The sequence below is a fragment of the Streptomyces griseus subsp. griseus genome, assembly GCF_000720255.1.
GTDB classification, from domain to species: domain Bacteria; phylum Actinomycetota; class Actinomycetes; order Streptomycetales; family Streptomycetaceae; genus Streptomyces; species Streptomyces griseus_I.
The window spans coordinates 1-19,382 of the sequence record NZ_JOJE01000045.1; the positions used below are offsets into that span (position 1 = coordinate 1).

General features: G+C 71.5%; 14 protein-coding genes and 2 pseudogenes. 8 read left to right on the forward strand and 8 right to left on the reverse strand.

The annotated features are described in order from the left end of the window. Positions 1–1,088: pseudogene (locus IG99_RS36875) on the forward strand (arabinofuranosidase catalytic domain-containing protein); the annotation flags it as partial. Between the two features lie 647 nt (positions 1,089–1,735). Here IG99_RS36875 and IG99_RS36880 read toward each other — a convergent pair. After that, on the reverse strand, positions 1,736–5,233 hold the full coding sequence (locus IG99_RS36880) for a SpoIIE family protein phosphatase (RefSeq protein ID WP_037682155.1): 3,498 nt from the start codon (positions 5,231–5,233) through the stop codon (positions 1,736–1,738). 230 nt (positions 5,234–5,463) lie between these two features. Between IG99_RS36880 and IG99_RS46560 the strand changes: the two are divergent. Further along, positions 5,464–5,716 (forward strand): annotated as a pseudogene (locus IG99_RS46560) (transposase); the annotation flags it as partial. A 299-nt stretch (positions 5,717–6,015) separates the two neighbouring features. Here IG99_RS46560 and IG99_RS36885 read toward each other — a convergent pair. Further along, a complete protein-coding gene (locus IG99_RS36885) occupies positions 6,016–6,981 on the reverse strand; it encodes a pirin family protein (RefSeq protein WP_037682157.1) in 966 nt (321 codons plus the stop codon). A 137-nt stretch (positions 6,982–7,118) separates the two neighbouring features. Here IG99_RS36885 and IG99_RS36890 point away from each other — a divergent pair, with 137 nt between their 5' ends. After that, complete coding sequence (locus tag IG99_RS36890) at positions 7,119–7,466, forward strand: tetratricopeptide repeat protein (RefSeq protein WP_037682158.1); 348 nt, start codon at positions 7,119–7,121, stop codon at positions 7,464–7,466. A gap of 99 nt (positions 7,467–7,565) precedes the next feature. On the opposite strand, the gene IG99_RS36895 is transcribed toward IG99_RS36890, so the two are convergent. Beyond that, entirely contained in the window at positions 7,566–9,008 is a 1,443-nt protein-coding gene (locus IG99_RS36895) for a PepSY-associated TM helix domain-containing protein (RefSeq protein ID WP_037682159.1), read from the reverse strand. Positions 9,009–9,157: 149 nt separating this feature from the next. Between IG99_RS36895 and IG99_RS36900 the strand changes: the two genes are divergently transcribed. Next, positions 9,158–9,805, forward strand: a complete 648-nt coding sequence (locus tag IG99_RS36900) for a peptide deformylase (RefSeq protein WP_037682161.1) — start codon at positions 9,158–9,160, stop codon at positions 9,803–9,805. 94 nt (positions 9,806–9,899) lie between these two features. On the opposite strand, the gene IG99_RS36905 is transcribed toward IG99_RS36900, so the two are convergent. After that, positions 9,900–11,330 carry a dihydrolipoyl dehydrogenase family protein gene (locus IG99_RS36905; RefSeq protein ID WP_037682240.1) on the reverse strand — a complete coding sequence of 477 codons (1,431 nt, stop codon included), beginning with the start codon at positions 11,328–11,330 and terminating at the stop codon, positions 9,900–9,902. A gap of 133 nt (positions 11,331–11,463) precedes the next feature. Between IG99_RS36905 and trxA the strand changes: the two genes are divergently transcribed. Next, positions 11,464–11,856 carry a thioredoxin gene (gene trxA / locus IG99_RS36910; RefSeq protein ID WP_037682162.1) on the forward strand — a complete coding sequence of 131 codons (393 nt, stop codon included), beginning with the start codon at positions 11,464–11,466 and terminating at the stop codon, positions 11,854–11,856. 17 nt (positions 11,857–11,873) lie between these two features. Here the strand turns inward: trxA and IG99_RS36915 are convergent, their stop codons facing one another. The 3 genes from IG99_RS36915 to IG99_RS36925 form a co-directional block, all read right to left on the reverse strand. Further along, positions 11,874–13,310, reverse strand: coding sequence for a benzaldehyde dehydrogenase (locus IG99_RS36915; RefSeq protein WP_037682164.1), 1,437 nt, complete (start codon positions 13,308–13,310; stop codon positions 11,874–11,876). 108 nt (positions 13,311–13,418) lie between these two features. Beyond that, complete coding sequence (locus IG99_RS36920; protein WP_078948134.1) at positions 13,419–14,468, reverse strand: LacI family DNA-binding transcriptional regulator; 1,050 nt, start codon at positions 14,466–14,468, stop codon at positions 13,419–13,421. An 81-nt stretch (positions 14,469–14,549) separates the two neighbouring features. Continuing rightward, on the reverse strand, positions 14,550–15,203 hold the full coding sequence (locus IG99_RS36925) for a TetR/AcrR family transcriptional regulator (protein WP_037682166.1): 654 nt from the start codon (positions 15,201–15,203) through the stop codon (positions 14,550–14,552). A gap of 117 nt (positions 15,204–15,320) precedes the next feature. Here IG99_RS36925 and IG99_RS36930 point away from each other — a divergent pair, with 117 nt between their 5' ends. Both IG99_RS36930 and IG99_RS36935 read left to right on the forward strand, forming a co-directional pair. Next, on the forward strand, positions 15,321–15,884 hold the full coding sequence (locus IG99_RS36930; protein WP_037682167.1) for an NADPH-dependent FMN reductase: 564 nt from the start codon (positions 15,321–15,323) through the stop codon (positions 15,882–15,884). A 233-nt stretch (positions 15,885–16,117) separates the two neighbouring features. Further along, positions 16,118–17,074, forward strand: a complete 957-nt coding sequence (locus tag IG99_RS36935) for an FkbM family methyltransferase (protein ID WP_234312084.1) — start codon at positions 16,118–16,120, stop codon at positions 17,072–17,074. 15 nt (positions 17,075–17,089) lie between these two features. Here IG99_RS36935 and IG99_RS36940 read toward each other — a convergent pair whose 3' ends face one another. Continuing rightward, entirely contained in the window at positions 17,090–18,067 is a 978-nt protein-coding gene (locus IG99_RS36940; RefSeq protein ID WP_037682171.1) for a TerC family protein, read from the reverse strand. A gap of 247 nt (positions 18,068–18,314) precedes the next feature. Here IG99_RS36940 and IG99_RS36945 point away from each other — a divergent pair, with 247 nt between their 5' ends. Next, on the forward strand, positions 18,315–19,289 hold the full coding sequence (locus IG99_RS36945; protein WP_037682172.1) for an alpha/beta hydrolase: 975 nt from the start codon (positions 18,315–18,317) through the stop codon (positions 19,287–19,289). Positions 19,290–19,382: the final 93 nt, after the last annotated feature.

Consider the following 19,382-nt stretch of genomic DNA (forward strand, 5'->3'; position numbering starts at 1 on the left):
GGGGCCGTGCGACATCTACGCCGCGGGCGGCACCCCCTGCGTCGCCGCGCACAGCACCACCCGCGCCCTGTACGGGGCGTACAACGGCCCGCTGTACCAGGTCAAGCGCGCCTCCGACAACACGACCAAGAACATCGTCCCGCTGGCCGCCGGAGGTGTCGCCGACGCCGCCGCGCAGGACTCCTTCTGCGCGAACACCAGCTGCGTCATCACCGTCATCTACGACCAGTCCCCCAGGGGCAACAACCTCACCCAGGCGCCCGGGGGCGGAGCCGCCGGCGGGCCGGACAACCTCGCCAACGCCTTCGAGGCGCCGGTCACCGTCGGCGGCCACAAGGCGTACGGCGTCTACGTCGCCCCCGGCACCGGCTACCGCAACAACAACACCAACGGCATCGCCACCGGCGACCAGCCCGAGGGCATGTACGCGATCTTCAACGGCAAGCACTTCAACGGCGGCTGCTGCTTCGACTACGGCAACGCCGAGACCAACAACCTGGACACCGGCAACGGCCACATGGAGGCCCTCTACTTCGGCAACAACAAGGGCTGGGGCTGGGGCAGCGGCAACGGCCCCTGGGTCATGGCCGACCTCGAGAACGGCCTGTTCTCCGGGGTCAACCGCGGATTCAACGCCAATGACCCCAGCGTCGACAACCGGTTCCTGACCGCCATGCTCAAGGGAGGCCCGAACCAGTGGGCCCTCCGCGGCGGGGACGCCCAGTCGGGCGGCCTGTCCACGTTCTACAACGGCGTGCGCCCCACCGTCTCCGGCTACAACCCGATGCACAAGGAAGGCGCGATCATCCTCGGCATCGGCGGTGACAACAGCAAGTGGGCCCAGGGCACCTTCTACGAAGGCGTCATGACCCAGGGTTACCCCTCTGACGCCACCGAGAACGCCGTCCAGGCCAACATCACCGCCGCCGGCTACAACAGCGGCTCGACCAGCACCGGAACCCTCACCCCCGGCTCCCAGTTCGTTCGCGCAGGACGCCACCTTCTGCCCCACCACGGGCAACAGCGGGGTCGGCACCTCCTTCCAGTCCGTCAACTTCCCGACCAAGTACATCCGCCACTACAACTACAAGCAACCGGCCTCTCCGAGCGCCTCCAGCAGCGAGCACGGCAGCCCTGCACAATCGCGGGGAGGCCGTGCTCGCTTCCTTCTCGTTGTCTCCCAGCGACAGCCTCAAGCAGCAGAACTACGCATGGAGCCCATGCACCCCACCTGACAACACGTCAGCAAAGTCAGCATTAGATCAACAACGGCACTGCCACAGCTGCCCACAGACAGCCACACCGTGGAATCACCCACCACACCGACTCAGGTCCTCAAACCTACCCAGCCGTCTTCCGGTGAGCGTCGCGAAGTGGGAGGCGTCGCCCGGCCCGCCTCCCTCTCATAAGACGCCATCGCTCCGGCGTTCACCCAGGTCAGCGCACCCTCCCCCGCTGCGCGGGCCCAGAAAACTCCCGGAGCCGCCGCATCACGGTATGCGGGAGCGCCTCAGCGAGCTCGATCGTCAACACTGGTCCACGCATGTCTCGGAGCCTGACCAGTCAGAGCGGTGCCGCCAACCGTACCGAGCGTGGCGGCTCCACAAAGTTGAGCCAGAGCCACGACTCGTGAATAAAGCGACGGCACGGACACCGCGGCCACCGCCGAACGCTCGGACGGCGCCGAGCGCCAGCAGTAGCGGTCGGTTGTGTGACACTTCCGTCAGCCGGCGGGTCAGGCGGAATGACGCGATGGTTCGGCGGTGGCGGCGAGCAGGGCGGTGTCGTCGTCGACCCGGTCGGGGTTGTTCAGCAGGGCCAGGGCCCGCTCGGTGATCCGCTGGGGGTCGGTGCGGGCGGCGGCGGGCAGCGTGTCGCAGGCGTCGTGCAGGGCGGTCAGGCCGGCGTCGAGGGACAGCGCCCGGTTCTCTACCAGGCCGTCGGTGTACAGCAGCAGGCTGGTGCCGGGCGGGAATGCCACCTCGCGGCCGACCGGGGTGCTGCCCAGTCCCAGCGGCGGGGCGGGGTCCACCTCCAGGTAGGCGGTTCGCCCGCCCGCCACCAGCAGGGGCGGCAGGTGGCCGCTGGCGGCGTAGCGCAGGCGGTGGCGGTGGGGGTCGTAGACGGCGTACAGGCAGGTGGCGAAGCGGTCGGTGGCGAGCGACTGCAGGTAGGCGTCCAGCCTGGCCAGCACTTGGGCCGGGCCCGCGCCTTCAAGTGCGAGGCTGTGCAGGGCGGAGCGGAGCTGGCCCATCACGGTGGCGGCGTCCACGTCGTGGCCCATGACGTCGCCGATGGCCAGGCCGATGGTGCTGTCGGGCAGGGCGAGCACGTCGTACCAGTCGCCGCCGATCTCGGCGCCGCGGTTGCTGGCCCGGTAGTGGGCGGCCAGCCGCATCCCGGGAACCTGGGGCAGGCGGTGGGGCAGCAGGGCGCGCTGCAGGGTCAGGGCGAGGCGGCGCTCGGTGTGGTAGCGGGTGGCGTTGTCATAGGCCAGGGCCAGGCGGTGGGCGAGGTTTTCCAGATACTTGCGTTCGACCGCCGAGTAGCCCCCGGAGTGGCGGGCGAGGACGAGGGCCCCCAGGACCTGGTCGTGGGAGTGCAGCGGCAGGGCCAGCACGGTGGCGGGCGCCGGTTCTTGGGGGGCGGGCGTGCCGCGCATCGCGTGGGCGGCTGCGGTGGCGAGTACCTCGCGGGCAAGAAGGGGGACGCCGGCGGTGTATGTCGGGGGCGACTGCGCCGGGACGGGTGCCGCGGCGGGGTCGGTGTCGGTGAGGTGGATGCTGATCTGGTCGGCGAGGTCGGGCACCAGCACCTCCCCGGCACCCTGCAGCACCTGGCCGGGTTCGAGGGTGGCGGACAGCCGCAGGCCCGCGTCGGCGAGGGAGGCCAGCATGACCTGCTGGTTGCGGGTCTCGGTCAGGACCTGTTCGCGTAGCCGGGACAGTTCCAACCCGGTGCGGATCCGCGCCAGCAGCTGGCGCGCGGAAAAGGGTTTGGCCAGGTAGTCGTCGGCGCCGGCGTGCCGGCCTTGCACGGATTCCTCCTCGCCGGCACGGGCGGTGAGCAGGACGATGGGAAGGCGGGCTGTGCGCGGGTCCGCGCGCAGCGCCCGGACCAGCTCGAAGCCGTCCATGCGGGGCATCATCACGTCGCTGAGCACCAGCTCCACCGGCTGTGCCAGGGCCATCTCCAGGGCGGCCCGGCCGTCGGCGGCGAGCAGTATGTCGTAGTCGGGCTGCAGCAGCCGGGTGAGGTAGGCGCGCATGTCGGCGTTGTCGTCGACGACCAGCAGGCGGGCCCGGCCGGTTTCGTGCGGGCCGTGGCGATGGGGGGCGTCGTGGGTCGCGGTGGCGTGCGGGGTGCGTGCCGCGGGGGTGGCCGCGGCGGGGGCGGTGTCGGCCTCCAGCCAGCCCAGCGCCTCGTTGACATAGGCCCCGGCGCGGCCCGGCCCGCCGCTTCGGTTTTCCCCGGGGGGCTCCGCGCTGGGGGCTTGCCGGTCTTGGCGGGGCCGGTAAGCAGAGGTGAAGGGGAGGTCCACGGTGACCGTGGTGCCCCGGTCGAGCCGGCTGTCCACGGTGACGGTGCCGCTGTGCGCTTCCACCAGGTCTTTCACCAGCACCAGGCCGAGGCCGCTGCCCTCGTGGGAGCGGGAGCGGGCACCGCGGACCCGGTGGAATCGCTCGAACAGACGCGGCAGCTCGTCTTCGGGTATTCCGGTGCCGGTGTCGGTCACGGTCAGCCGGGCCCGGTCGCCGACCGCGGCCACCCGCACCCGGGCGCCGCCGGTGAAGGTGAACTTCAGGGCATTGCTCAGCAGGTTGAGGATGATCTTCTCCCACATCTCCCGGTCCAGGGACACCGGCTTGGGCAGCGGCGGGCAGTCCACCTCCAGCTTCAGCCCGGCCACCTCGAAGGCGGAGCGGAACACCCCGGCCAGCTCGGCCGTGGCACCGGCCAGGTCGACAGGCTCGAAGTTCCCCCGCATCTGCCCTGCCTCGGCCCTGGCCACGTCCAGGAGAGTGTTGACTTGTTTCAGCAGCCGCAGGGCGCCGCGCTCGGCCATCGCCAGCTGCTCGCGCCGCTGGGGCCGGTCCTCGTCGGCGAGGGCCTGCTGAAGCGGGCCCAGCAGCAGCGTGAGCGGGGTGCGGAACTCATGGCTGACGTTGGCGAAGAACGCGGTCTTGGCCCGGTCCAGCTCTACCAGCGCCTCCGCCCGTCGGCGCTGCTCGTCGTGGGCGAGCGCGGCCGACAGCGCCCCGGCCACGGTGGAGGCGAGCACCTCCAGGAAGTCCTGGTAGGCCCCGGCGGGAGGGAAGCAGGGGTTGACGCCCACCACCAGCACACCCTCTACCCGGCCCGCGGAGTTCAGTGGCAGGGCCAGCACCTCCTCGACCGGGAGCCGGGGAGCCGCGGCGTGCTGCCCGGCGGTGCTGCCGCTGCCGAACGCCGCGGCCGGCAGCGTGGCCGCGGTCCCGTCGGCGGCCACCCGCGCCAGCAGGGCCGCCACCTCCGACCCGCCGGCCGCGCTCAGCGAGACGGTCTCGGAAGCCGGCCGGAACCCCGCGGAGGCCGCCGACGGCACCCCCGGCTCTGCGGCCAGGTACAGACCCAGGAACGGGATTTCCTCGGGGTAGCCGCCCGCCACCTCTGCGACCACGCGGGCGACCTCGCCCGGGGTGAGCAGCCCGGCGGTGCGCGCGCCGGTCTCGCTCAGCAGCCGCAGCCTGCGCTCGCCCAGCACCCGGCCGGTGGTCTCGGTGAGGATCTGCAGCACGCCGGCGGCGGTGCCGTCGTCCAGCAGCACGGGCTGGAAGGCGGAGTCGAAGTAGCACTGCTCCAGAAAACCGTGGCGCTCCATGATGAGCGGCTCGTCCGGGATCAGCAGGGGCTTGCGGCTGCCGGTCACATAGTGGAAGTGGGAGCTCACGGGGGCCCAGACCTCGGGGAACACATCCTTGTAGGGCTTGCCGAGCGCCCAGGGGTGTTTGGCGCCAGGAATGGGTGCGGCGCCCAGGTTGTACAGCGTGGCGAATTCAGCGCCCCAGTACAGCGCCATCCCCTGCTCGGAGGTGAGCATGAGACGCAGGGTGTCCACCAGGGGCCCCGGCCAGGACTCGGGGGGCCCGAGCGGCGTCACCGCCCAGTCGATCCCGGCCAGAAGCTCGCCGAACGCGCCGCCCTCGGCGAACATTCGGGCCGCCGCGGTCCGCGGGTCATCGGGCCGGGTCATTGCGAAATCTTCCTCCTGGCGCCTACGGGATCCGCCCGCGTCGCCTCCGAGCGCCGATGGGTGAAGGCCACCACGCGGCGGAGCGTGCCGCAGGCCTCGCGGGTACACCGAACGCCGTATCCGACGGCACCGGCTACACCCTTGCCCGGATTACGAGGTTTAGCGCATTAAAAGGTCATTTGCTCAGCAGTGTACGCCTGCCGCACCGCCTCCCCCCTGTGTCCAGCGCCGAACTGATCGCGATGGCAGACGGCTACCGCGTGTCGTCCCAGTCGTGGGCGGACGTGCTGCGGGACTGCCCAGCGGCGCGGCATGCGCGCACCCGTCCTCGCCGTCGGCGACGGCGCCCTCGGCTTCTGGCACGCGCTGAACGAGGTCCTTTCCGAAACCGGCCACCAAAGGTGCTGGGTTCACAAGACGGCCAACTGCCTCGACAGCCTCCTGAAGTCGGCCCAGCCCGTGGCGAAGAAGGCCATCCAGGACACCAAGGCGGTGAAGAAGATCGGTCCGGACACCACCGAACCTGCAAACGCCTACGCAAGCGCCGAAGCGCGGAAAGGAGCCCCTCACTCGAGCCTGCCGAGGCGTCAGCGGAGTCAGCATCAGGTCAGCAAGAGTCCTGCCACAGCCGCCCATGGACAGCCACTCCGTGGAAGTCGCCAACCGCACCGGCCTGAGCCAGCGGGGCGTTTGGGCGCCTTCCGGAAAGCAGGTGGAAGACCGTGAGAATTACCCGACCACCTTCCACCGTGCGGCCACCAAAGCTGACGCGTTTCCACAGGTCAGCGCGCCCTCCCCCGCGGTTTCAACGGCACCGGCGGCAGTTCCGGTGCGGGCAGCGGAGCCCCGTCGTAGCCCTTCACCTCGCCGAAGCGCGTGCCCGTCATCCAGTCCTGGCGGGCCTGAACGATCTCCTCCTGGGTCCGCCCGATCCAGTTCCAGAACATGATCAGCTCCTCCTCGAACGGCTCGCCGCCCAGCAGCAGCACGCTCGCGTCCGACTCGGCGCGGAGGGGGAGTCCGGTGCGGCCGCAGCCGAGGTAGAGCATGGAGCCAGGCAGCAGGGGAACGCCGTCGACGTGGGTCTCGCCGGACATGGAGAGGACGGCGTACTCGAAGTCGGGCTCCAGGGGCAGGTGCACGTCCGCGCCATGGGCGAGGGTGAGGTCGGCGCCGACGATGGGGGTGTACGTCGTACCGGGCGAGGTCGCTCCGTCGAGGCCGCCCAGGATCAGCGTGGCCTCGAGGCCGGGAGCCGTGACGACCGGCAGCTCGGCGTGGTGCTCGAAGTGCGGGTCGGTGTGGCGGTGGGTGTCGGGGAGGGCGACCCACAGCTGGGCGCCGTGCAGGAAGCGAGCGTGGGACTTCGGGCTCTCCTCGGAGTGACTGATGGCCCGGCCGGAGGTCATCAGGCCCAGTTCGCGCGGGCGGATCGCCTGCAGGCTGCCCGTGGAGTCACGGTGCAGCACCTCGCCCTCGTGCAGCCAGCTCACCGTCTGAAGTCCCATGTGCGGGTGCGGGGGCACCTGCATGCCGGGCTCGTCGGCGATGTCGTCGGGGCCGTAGTGGTCGACGAAGCACCAGGCGCCGACCATGCGACGGCCCAGGTTGGGCAGGAGGCGGCGCACTTCGGTGGCCTCGCCGAGCTGGACCCGGCGAGGACTGAGGAGTTCGCGGACGGGCTCCGCCACGACGAAACCACGGCCGCCGCACACGGCGGGAGCCGCCACGCGATCAAGATTGCTCATGTCGCCCAACCTAGTCCCGTGAGGGGTGTCGCGTCAGCGCGCTCCCGATCGCGTTCACCGTCGGCGCCGAGGGCCCCTCACGATGTAGTGGAATATTGAACCAATCTACTCGGTTGTCGGCGTCGAAGGAGGTCAGAGTGGACATCACGTACTACGACCACGGAACCCCGGCGGAGCGCTGGGAGCGTGCCCGGATGTTCTTCGACGCCAAGGACTACGCCGCCGCGGCCCGCGCCCTGGGTGGGCTGGTCGAGGAGGTGCCGGAGCAGACCGGACCCCGGCTGCTGCTGGCGCGCGCCTACTATCACTCGGCCCAACTGCACCGCGCCGAGACGGAGTTGCGTGTCATTGTCGAGCGCGACCCGGTGGAGCAGTACGCCCGGCTGATGCTGGGCCGCACCCTCGAACGCCAGGGGCGCCACGAGGAGGCCGGACCGCACCTGCGCCTCGCCTCGGCCCTCGCGGGCGACTTCGAGCGGCTCTGATCCGCACCCTCACGACAGCGCGCCGGGCCCCGCTCCCCCACGGAGTCGGGCCCGGCGCCGTTGGTGGTGTGCGGCCCCCACGTCCCACGTACGCGCCGGCTACGCCGCCTTCCCGTACGTCCGCCGCCCCCGCCGGTACGCGATCTCGCCGAGGATCATGTCCAGCACCACGAAGGCCACGAGCGGAATGCCCAGCAGCGGGACGAAGTAGCCCACGACGGCGACGACGGCCGCCAGCGGGACGAGGATCTGCGGGGGCACCTGCTGCCAGGCACCGCGCGGGACCGGGCGGCCGAAGGCGGAGCCGCGGCCGCGCTGCCACCACATGCGGTAGCCCCACACGATCAGCAGGACCAGTGACAGCGCCAGCAGCATCAGGGCGATCTGGTTGACCAGGCCGAAGAGGACGCCGGTGTGCAGGTCGATGCCCCAGCGGGTCAGCTTCGCCAGGAGCGGGTAGTCGGCGAACCGCAGGACGTCGGTGACCTCGCCGGTCGCCGGGTCGATCGCGACCGAGTCCTGCTTCTCGGGCCAGCTGCGCTGCACCTGCTTGACGACGTACGCCGAGGAGGCGTCCGCGGGCGGGACGATCTCGACCGGGTCGCCGAGCCCCTCGGCGCGTGCCGCCGCCAGCACCTTGTCGAGGCCCACGCCGTGTCCGGCGTCGCCGCCGGAGTCCGCACCGGCCGCCGCACCGTGGCCCGAATGGTCCCCGCCCGTCGTCGCGGACACCGAAGGAGTGGAATGGCCGAGCGACGTACGCAGCTCGTCGATGTTGGCCCCGGCGTACGTCGACCAGGTCAGGCCGGTCGCCGAGAGGAAGAGGAATCCGACGGCGGCCCATGCGCCGACACTGCCGTGCAGACCCAGGGTGCGGCGGCGTCCGCTGGTACCGCGCACTGTGCGCCGGGCGCGACGCCGGGAGAACCACAGCACCAGGCCGCCGCCCGCGATCACCCACAGCCAGCTCGCGGCGAACTCGCTGTAGAGCCGGCCGGTTTCGCCGAGGTGCAGGTCACGGTGGAACTCGTCGATCCAGGTGCGCAGCGGCAGCGCCCCCGTGGCGCCGTACTGTTCGAGGGCGCCGCGCACCTTGCCGGTGTACGGGTCGACGAACACGGCGAGAGTGTGGTTCGGGTCGACGCCCTCGACGCCGGACAGCAGCACCCTGGTCGTCGCGTCGGCCTCCGGGGAGGGGCGTACGGCCGAGACCGTGCCCCCTGGGTGGGCCTTGCGGGCGGCGGCCACCTGCTCGGAGACGGGCAGCTTCGTCTCCCCCACGGACACGGTCATCTCATGGGCGTACACGAGCTTCTCGGCCTGGAAGGCGCCGGCGTAGAGGAATCCGGTGACGGCGGCGACGAGCAGGAACGGCGCGACGAACACGCCCGCGTAGAAGTGCAGTCGCAGGATCAGCGGGCGCAGCGGGGCCCATGTGCCGGGCGTCGGCACCGGGGCGCTCTGCTGCGGGGCCTCGTCCGATGAGGGTCCCCCCGCTGGAGCGGAGCCGGAAGTGGGGGAGGTCGAGGAAGCGGTGGTCATCGGCGGGTTCTCCGGGTGGTCCTGGGCCTGTCTCAGCCCGTGTCGCTCCAGTAGTCGGAGCGCGGGGCGGCCGAGTTCCCGGCGAACAAAGTGGTCTGCGTCACAGCAGAGTGCCCCGGTCGCCGTGGGTGTCGTGGCATGCTGGCGCGATGGCATCTCCCCCTGACCGCGCGCCCCTTGCCGAGCGGGTCGCGGAACTCCTCGACACCGACGGCCCGTTGCCCATCGTCGCGGCCGGCGACCCGGTGCTGCGGCGTGGCGCCGAGCGCTTCGAAGGACAGTTGGAGCCCGCGCTCCTCGCGCCTTTCGTCGAGGCCCTGCGCCGCACCATGCACGCGGCGCCGGGTGTGGGCCTCGCCGCGCCGCAGGTCGGCGTGGCACTGCGGATCGCCGTCATCGAGGACCCCGCGCCGGTTCCGGAGGAGGTCAGAGTGGCCCGTGCCCGGGTGCCGCAACCGTTCCGGGTGCTGGTCAACCCGGTCTACGAGCCCGTCGGCACCGCCCGTGCCGCGTTCTACGAGGGCTGTCTGAGCGTCCCGGGGTACCAGGCGGTGGTCGCCCGGCACGCCGAGGTGCGGCTGACCGGCGAGGACGAGCACGGGCGCCCCCTGGACGAGGTGTTCACGGGCTGGCCCGCACGGATCGTCCAGCACGAGACGGACCACCTGGACGGCGTCCTCTACCTCGACCGGGCCGAGCTCCGCTCCCTGTCCTCGCACCAGGCGGCCGCCGAGTACTGGGCCCAGGCCACCCCCGCTCGGGCGGCCGAGGCCCTGGGCTTCCCCCTGCCCGGCTGATCACCGAGGCGGCCGCCATCGGCCCCGAAGCGGAGGGCTCTTCGTGCTCAACGCCCCCCGCGAACGATCAACCGCGCCGTGCCGGACTCCGCTCTCACCCCCTATACGCCTCCAGCAGCCGCAGCCACACCTCGCTGATCGTCGGGTACGGCGGAACCGCGTGCCAGAGCCGGCTGATCGGTACCTGGCCGGCGACGGCGATGGTCGCGGAGTGGATGAGTTCGCCGACGCCGGGGCCGACGAAGGTGACGCCGCGCAGGATCTCCTCCTCCAGGTCGACCACCATGCGGGCGCGTCCGCGGTAGCCGTCGGCGTAGAGGCCTGCGCCGGCCACGGAGGAGAACTCGACGTCCACGGCCCGGACCCGGTGGCCGGCCTGCTCGGCCTCGGCGAGGGAGAGGCCCACGGCGGCGGCCTCCGGGTCGGTGAAGACGACCTGCGGGACGGCGGCGTGGTCGGCGGTGGCGGCGTGGGCGCCCCATGGCTCCGACGCGGGGGTCGTCGTACCGGAGGCCCGGGCGGCGATCGCGGCGCCGGCGATGCGGGCCTGGTACTTGCCCTCGTGGGTGAGCAGCGCCCGGTGGTTGACGTCGCCGACGGCGTAGAGCCAGTCGGTGCCGGTCACCCGCAGACTGTCGTCGACCGCGAGCCAGCCGCCCGGTTCCAGTCCGACCGTGTCGAGGCCGATGTCGTCGGTGCGCGGGGCGCGGCCGGTGGCGAAGAGGATCTCGTCGGCCTCGATGCGGTCGCCGCGGTCGGTGACGACCACGACGCTGCCGTTCTCGCGGCTCACCGACACCACCGAGGTACCGGTGCGCACGTCCGCGCCGGCCTCGTTGAGGGCCTCTGCGACCAGTTCGCCGGCGAAGGGCTCCATGCGGTTGAGCAGGCCCTTGCCGCGGACGAGGACGGTGACCTTCGAGCCGAGGGCCTGCCAGGCGGTGGCCATCTCGGTGGCCACCACTCCCCCGCCGACCACGACCAGGCGGCCGGGCACGCTCTGCGCGCTCGTCGCCTCCCGGCTGGTCCAGGGCTTGATGTCGGCGAGACCCGGCAGGTCGGGCAGCTGGGCGCGGCTGCCGGTGGAGACAGCGACCGCGTGCCGGGCGGTCAGGACGCGGCGCTCGCCGTCGGGGGCGGTGACCGTCACAGTGCGCTCCCCGGTGAGCCGGCCGTGGCCGCGGTAGATGTCGGCTCCGATGCTCTCCAGCCAGTCGACCTGGCCGTCGTCCTTCCATTCGGAGGTGTAGTAGTTGCGGTGTGCGAGGACCGCGGCCGCGTCGAGGGGGCCCTGCACGGACTGGCTGAGTCCCGGTACGCGGCGGGCGTCGGCGCGGGCGATGACCGGGCGCAGCAGGGCCTTGCTGGGCATGCAGGCCCAGTACGAGCACTCGCCGCCGATCAGCTCGCTCTCCACGACCGCGGTGGTCAGGCCGGCCGCGCGGGTGCGGTCGGCGAGATTCTCCCCCACGGGCCCGGCCCCGAGCACCACGACGTCGTACGCGATGGTTTCCGTTTCCGTCATGGGGTCAGTCTGGTGGGTGGTGTGCGACGTGGCCACACGGGTATGCGCGCCGGACACCATGCGGAATAGCTGGTCGTCCGGCCGCGTTGTGCCGACGGCTTCGCCCACTACACCAGGAAGAGGGATCTACGCCATGAGCAGCACCACCGTGGAGCTCACCAAGGAGAACTTCGACCAGACGGTCACGGACAACGAGTTCGTTCTGATCGACTTCTGGGCGTCCTGGTGCGGGCCGTGCCGTCAGTTCGCGCCGGTCTACGAGAAGGCGGCCGAGGAGAACCCCGACCTGGTGTTCGGCAAGGTGGACACCGAGGCGCAGCCGGAGCTCGCGGCGGCTTTCGGGATCCAGTCGATCCCGACGCTGATGATCGTCCGTGACCAGGTCGCCGTGTTCGCGCAGCCGGGCGCCCTGCCCGAGTCCGCCCTGACGGACGTCATCGGGCAGGCCCGCAAGCTCGACATGGACGAGGTCCGCAAGTCGATCGCCGAGCAGCAGGGCGGCGCCCAGGCCGAGGCCGAGCAGTAAGGCCGCTCCCGCGCGGTCTAGAAGGGGTACGGCGCCACGTCGCCCCGTACCGTCGTCCAGCGCAGCTCGGTGAACGCCTCCAGGTTGGCCTGGCCGCCGAAGCGGGCGCCGGTGCCGGAGGCGGCGATGCCGCCGAAGGGTGCCACGGCCTCGTCGTTCACGGTCTGGTCGTTGATGTGGACGATGCCGGTCGGGATGCGTTCGGCGAGGTCGAGACCGCGTGCGGTGTCGCGGGTGACGATGCCCAGCGAGAGGCCGTACGGGCTCTGCGCGGCCAGCGCCACGGCCTCGTCGGCGGTGTCGAAGGGCCGTACGGGCGCGACCGGGCCGAAGACTTCCTCGGCGTAGGCGGGGGTGCGGTCGTCGACGTCGGCCAGGACGGTCGGGCGGTAGAAGAGCTGGTCGTGGGTGCCGCCCGCGGCCAGCTTGGCGCCTGCGCCCGTGCTGGCCTCGACCAGTGCGTGCACCTTGGAGAGCTGGGTGGCGTCGATGAGCGGACCGAGGTGGACCTGTGCGCGGTGCGGGTCGCCGACGGCGAGGGAGTCGGCCTTGGCGGCGAGCCGTTCGACGTACTCCTGGTAGAGGGAGCGGTGCACCAGGTGGCGGCCGGTCGTCATGCAGATCTGGCCCTGGTGGAAGAACGAGCCCCAGGCGGCCGTGGAGATCACGGCGTCGAGGTCGGCGTCCTCCAGGACGACCATGGCGGAGTTGCCGCCGAGTTCGAGGTGGGCGCGCTTGAGGTGGCGGCCCGCCGCCTCGCCGACGGCGCGTCCGGCCGCCGTGGAGCCGGTGAAGGAGATCACGGGTACCCGTGGGTCGGCGACCAGCGCCTGGCCCACGTCGGGGCCGCCGGGCAGGACGTGCAGCAGCCCCTCGGGCAGGCCGGCCTCGGCGAAGACCGCGGCGAGGGAGAACCCGCCGCAGACCGCGGTGCGCGGGTCCGGCTTCAGCAGGACCGCGTTGCCCAGCGCGAGGGCGGGGGCGACGGAGCGTATGGAGAGGATCAGCGGGGCGTTGAACGGCGCGATCACGCCCGTGACGCCCACCGGGACACGCCGGGTGTACGACAGGCGCGGGGCCTCGCTGGGCAGCACCTGTCCGGCCGGGTGGGAGGCGAGGGCGGCGGCCTCGTAACACTCCTGGGCGGCGACGTGCAGTTCGAAGTCCGCCTTGCCGGCGATCGAACCGGACTCACGCACGAGCCACTCGCGCAGTTCCTCGGCGTGGGCCGCGAACAGGTCACCGGCCTTGCGCAGCACCCCGGCGCGGACGAAGTGGGGCACGCGGGCCCACTCCGTCTGGGCGCGGTGGGCCGCTTCGGCGGCCGGTCGGACGTCCTCGGCTGCGGCGAGGGTGACCGTGCCGAGCCGGTCGCCGGTGGCGGGCTCGGTGACGGTGTATTCGGGGCCCGACAGGGGGCGGGACTGCCAGGTCTTCTGGTCGAGCAACGGCATGACGGCTCTCCGATTCAGCACGCGGTGGTCGAACGCCTACCCTTTGGTTGAGCGCTCAACAGACTAGTGGTCGGGAACGCCGGGTGAGCACCACATGACCCTGGCGGTTCAACTCGACTCGCGCCGCACCACCATCGCACCGTAGGTCTCCCGCGCCTCCGGCACCGCACCGGGGTTGCGCACCGCCCGGTCGACGAGCCCCGCGAGATCGCGCCCGGCGGGCAGGTCGATGCGGACGGTGCTGAGCCGGGGCCGCAGCAGCCGGCCGAGCATGAGGTCGTCCGCGCCGATCATGGCCGTGTCCTGCGGGACGCGCACTCCCTCGTCCTGCAGGGCACGCATCAGCAGCATCGCGTACTCGTCGTTGTACGTGAACACGGCGTCGAGCCCCAGTTCGCGCCAGCGGCCGGCGAGTCCGGCCGCGGACTCCTCCGTGAACGCGAGCGGCAGCACGGTCACGGTGGCGTCGGTGCCGCGCAGGGCGGCGCGGGCACCTTCCAGGCGGGGGCGGGAGAACATCTCCATGCCCCGTTCCTCGGGGACGACGACACCGATGCGTCGGCGCCCTCGGGCGTACAGGTGCTCGGCGGCGCTCCTGCCGACGCCTTCGTGGTCCATCAGCAGCGCGTGGGCCCCCTCGACGGGCTCGGCCCCGAGCGTCACCACGGCACGGGCTCCGGACCGCTTGAGGACGGCGACCCCGTCCGGCCCGATGCCGGGACCGGGCACCAGCACGGCGACCGGCCGCAGCTCGGCCCAGGCGCGGGCGGCCTCGTCACCGCGCAGGCCGCTGACGCCGTACTGCACGACGGTGTAGTCGAGCCGGCTGAGCGCCTGCTGGAAGTCGTGCACGAAGTGGCTGTACAGCGGGCCGGCCGGCACCGGTGGGGCGGGCATCAGCACCATCCGGCTGTGTCCGGCGCGCAGACTGCGGGCGGCCGCGTGCGGTACGTACCCGAGTTCCTTCGCGGCCTCGTGGACCCGGCGGCGCGTGGGCTCGCTGATCCGTACGGCGCTGGTGTTGTTCAGGACGTAGGAGACGGTAGCGCGCGAGACGCCGGCCAGGCGGGCCACATCGGCGCTCGTGGGTACCGGGCGCGGTGCTGCGGGCGACCGGGGCGCGGGCATATTCGGTATCTGCACCATGACGTACGGCATCTTGGCAGAAGCACGGAACGGCGGTCCGGGCGGGGGAACATCGTCCGGGTTTCTACGAACGGACGTCCGTACGGAGGCGATTCATCCCGTACGCGTGACCCGCGCGACCAGATCGCACCAGGCCTTCTCCAGACGCTCCATGGGCAGTCCGCACGGGCCGGTGAGGTGGTGGATCAGGACGGGGTTGAGGGAGCCCATGAGCGTGTGGGCGAGAAACTCGCTGTCCGCGTCCGGCACCGCTTGTCTCAGCAGCAGGGCGACATGGTTGTGGTGGAGCCGGCGCACCGGGACGGAGAACCGGCGCTCGGGACTCGGCTCGGCCGCCAGCTGCAGATCCATCTCGTCGACCGAACGGCGCAGCAGTTCGCGGCCGAACGCGCGCAGCCGCTCCACGGGCGGCGCTCCGGGGCCCAGCGGCGGGGGGCCGCCGAGGAAAGCGGCCTGGAACTTCTTCTCGGAGTGGTCGAGCAGCGCGGTCAGCAGGCCGGTGCGATCGCCGAAGCGGCGGAAGACCGTGCCCTTGCCGACCTCGGCCGCGGCCGCGACCGCCTCCATCGTGACCCCGGCCGCGCCGTGCTCCGCCACCAGTCGCGCGGCGGCCTCCAGCAGTCGGGCTCGGTTGCGGGCCGCGTCGGCTCGCAGGCACGGCTCGTCCTCGGCGGGGCCGAGCTGGAGCAACTCGGGCTGGGCGGGTGGCTGTTGCGACTTCGGGAAGGGCTGCAGCGCGGCGGACATGAAAACAGCGTAAAGCACCGGGAACAAAACTGGACCCTGGTCCGCTTAGGATGGTAGAAATTAAGCGGACCCCGGTCCGGATCGTAACGACACTGTTTCACACGTCAGGGAGTTCGCATGTCCGTTCGCATTCTCGCGCTCGTCGGCAGCCTTCGCGCCGGTTCGCACAACCGCCAGCTCGCCGAGGCCGCCGTCAAGCTCGCCCCCGAGGGTGCGGAGGTCGAGCTGTTCGAGGGACTGGCGGAGATCCCCTTCTACAACGAGGACATCGACGTCGAGGGCGGCGTCCCGGCCGCCGCCGCCAAGCTGCGTGAGGTCGCGCAGGCCGCCGACGCCTTCCTGCTCTTCTCCCCCGAGTACAACGGCACCATCCCGGCCGTGCTGAAGAACGCCATCGACTGGCTGTCCCGGCCGTACGGCGCCGGTGCCTTCGGCGGAAAGCCGGTCGCCGTGGTCGGTACTGCGTTCGGCCAGTACGGCGGTGTGTGGGCGCAGGACGAGGCCCGCAAGGCCGTGGGCATCGCCGGCGGCAAGGTCATCGAGGACCTCAAGCTCTCCATCCCCGGCTCCGTGACCCGCTTCGCCGAGACCCACCCGGCCGACGACGCCGAGGTCGCCGCCCAGCTGACCGAGGTCGTCGCCCGCCTGCACGGCCACGCGAACGAGGCCGTCGCCGCCTGATCACCACCCACCGCGCGAAGGGGGCCGGAGGATTCCGGCCCCCTTCGCGCGTCCGGGCCCGCTCCGGCGGAGTTCCAGCAGAGCTCCGGCTGGGCTCCCGCAAGCGTTTTCTGGGTCAAGGTGCTGGAAAATCGTGCAAGCCCGCGACCACTGCCCGTCCTCTCTGATTGGGTAGGTGGATGCGGACCTTTTATCGACGACTGCTGACGCTGATGCCTCGACTTGGTGTGCACGTGACCGACCTCGGCCCGGGAACGGCGGTGGTCTCCCGGCGCGCCCCCCGCCTGAGAATCCCCCTGGCCCAGGGCGCCGACGTGCTGGCACGGGACAACGGCCGCTGGACGGTGACGGACGCCGGCGACGACACCTGGGTGGTGAGCCGCAGCAAGGCCCGCGCGCAACAGCAGCAGGGCGTCCCCAGTGCGAAGAGCGTCCGGCTCGGGGACAGCGGGGCACGGCTGCTGCTCGACCCCGCCGCCCTGGCGGACGAGCGCAAGCTGCAGCTGTCCGCGGCCGAGTACCTGTGTCACCAGCACGTGGCCGCCATGCTGGAGTTCTACGGCGTGAACTGTGTGTTCGACGTGGGCGCCAACGCCGGCCAGTACGCCCGGCGGCTGCGCCGCCACGGCTACACCGGCCGGATCGTGTCCTTCGAGCCCACCTCCGGGACCTTCGCCAAGCTCCAGAAGGCGGCCGAGAACGATCCGGACTGGTGGGTGTACAACTACGGCCTCGGCCGTGAGGACACCGCGAGCACCATCCACACCGGCTGGAACAGCATGAACTCCGTCCTGCCGCCCAGCGACTACGGCAAGGACCGCTATCTGCGGTTCGCCAAGTCCGAGACGGAGGAGATCCAGATCCGCCGGCTCGACGGGATGATGGAGAAGGCCCTCGACGGCATCGCCGACCCGCGTCCCTTCCTGAAGATGGACACGCAGGGCTACGACCTGGAGGTGTTCGCCGGGGCCGGGGAGCGCGTCAAGGAGTTCGTGGGCCTGCAGTCGGAGGTCGCCGTGCTGCGGCTGTACGAGGGCAGCCCGGCCATGGGCGAGGCGGTCGCCACGTACGAGGCGGGCGGCTTCGGGATCACCGGGATGTACCCCGTGACCCGCGAGGCGAACACGGGCCGGGTGATCGAGTTCGACTGCGTGATGATGCGCGCGGAAGCGGCCCCCGCGACCGACTGACCCCCGGCCCTCCCGTTACGGCGCTCCGGTCGCCTCGGCCGCGGCCTGCTGCTCCTGCTTCCTGGAGACCCGCAGGCTGGTGAACGTCGTGACCGCGAGGACGAGCACGATGAAGCCGAGCGAGAACGGGATGCTGATCTCCGGGACGTGGACCCCGGACTCGTGCAATGCGTGGAGCACCAGCTTGACGCCGATGAAGCCCAGGATGATCGACAGTCCGTACGACAGGTGGACCAGCTTCTTCAGCAGGCCGCCGATGAGGAAGTACAGCTGCCTGAGGCCCATCAGCGCGAAGGCGTTGGCGGTGAACACGATGTACGGGTCCTGGGTCAGCCCGTAGATCGCGGGGATGGAGTCGAGCGCGAAGAGGACGTCGGTGGAGCCGATCGCGAGCATCACGACCAGCATCGGGGTCATCACCCGCTTGCCGTTCTGCTCGATCCACAGCTTGGTGCCGTGGTAGCGGTCGGCCACACCGAAGCGCCGTTCCACCGCCTTGAGCAGCTTGTTCTCCTGGTACTCCTCCTCGTGCTCCTCCTTGCGCGCGTCCTGGACCAGCTTCCATGCGGTCCAGATCAGGAAGGCGCCGAAGAGGTAGAACACCCAGGAGAAGGCGGAGATGATCGCGGCGCCCGCGGCGATGAACCCGGCCCGCAGCACCAGCGCCATGATGACGCCGACCATCAGCACGCGCTGCTGGTACTGGGTCGGCACCGCGAACTTGCCCATGATCAGGACGAAGACGAAGAGGTTGTCGACGCTCAGCGACTTCTCGGTGATGTAGCCGGCGAAGAACTCACCAGTGGGTCCACCACCGCCGTAGAGGAAGATGCCGAGGCCGAAAAGGCACGCCAGCACGACCCAGACGATCGTCCAGGTGCCCGCCTCCTTGAGTGACACGTCGTGGGGCTTGCGGCCGATGAAGAAGTCGACGGCGACCAGCGCGCACAGGGCCGCGACGGTCAGCAGCCAGACGGTGAGGGACACGTTCACTGGAGGTACTCCCAAGGGCCTGTGGGGGAATGAACATCGTTGTCGGATGGCCGGATCCCTTCCACCTCCACCAGGTGAACTGAAGGTAATGACCCGGTAAGGGCGGAGGTCAGCCGGGGCGGACTGCCCGCCGAATGGCGGGCAGGTCCCGCCGGACGGCGGCGCTCCCGGCGGCCACGGACGCGCGCATCATGTCGGCACGCATCATGGCGGCAGGAGCCGCCGCGTTCCCTCTGAGGAGTACGCCATGACCACGGTCCCGCCCCCGTTCGACCCCGAACTCGCCGCAGCGCTGGAACTGATCAAGGACGTGATCTCGCCGAGCCTGACCCCGGAGGACATCGAGGACGCCCGCCGGGGTCCGGGCATCGAGCTGCTGGCCGATCTGGACCTGGCAGTGGACGGGTTCTTCGAGGTGGAGGACCGTGAGGTGCCCGGGCCCGAGGGCGCGCCCGCCATCTCGCTGCTGATCTGTCGCCCCGCGGCCCCGGCCCCCTCCGGTCCGCGCCCCGTCATCTACCACGTCCACGGCGGCGGCATGATCCTCGGCAACAACCGGGTCGGCGTGGACGGGCCGCTGGCCTGGGCGAAGGAGCTGGACGCGGTGGTGGTGTCCGTGGAGTACCGGCTCGCCCCCGAGCATCCGCACCCGGCGCCGGTCGAGGACGTCTACGCCGGTCTGCTGTGGACGGCGGAGAACGCCAAGGAGCTCGGCGCCGACCCCGAGCGGATCGTGATCGCCGGTGCCAGCGCGGGCGGCGGCCTGACCGCGGCGCTCGCCCTGCTCCTCCGGGACCGCCAGGGGCCGCGGCCGATCGGCCAGCTCCTGATGTGCCCGATGCTGGACGACCGCAACGACACGCCGTCCTCCCACCAGATGGCGGGCCTGGGCATCTGGGACCGTACGTCCAACGAGACCGGGTGGACGGCGTTGCTCGGCGAGCTGCGCGGCGGCCCCGACGTCTCCCCGTACGCGGCCCCCGCCCGCGCCGAGGACCTCTCCGGCCTGCCTCCCGCCTTCCTCGACGTCGGCTCCGCGGAGACCTTCCGCGACGAGGTCGTCGGCTACGCCTCCCGCGTCTGGCAGGCCGGCGGCATCGCCGAGCTGCACGTCTGGCCCGGCGGCTTCCACGGCTTCGACGGCTTCGCCCCCCAGGCCACCCTCTCCCGCGCGGCCCGCGCGGCCCACCTGGACTGGCTGCGGAGGCTGCTGGCGGAGTGAGGGGGCGCGTCGCCCCAGGGGAAGGGTCTGTACCGCGGCCGTGGGCGTGGGCGCCGGGCGGGGGTTCGACCTGCGCTCGGTGCTGTTGCCCTG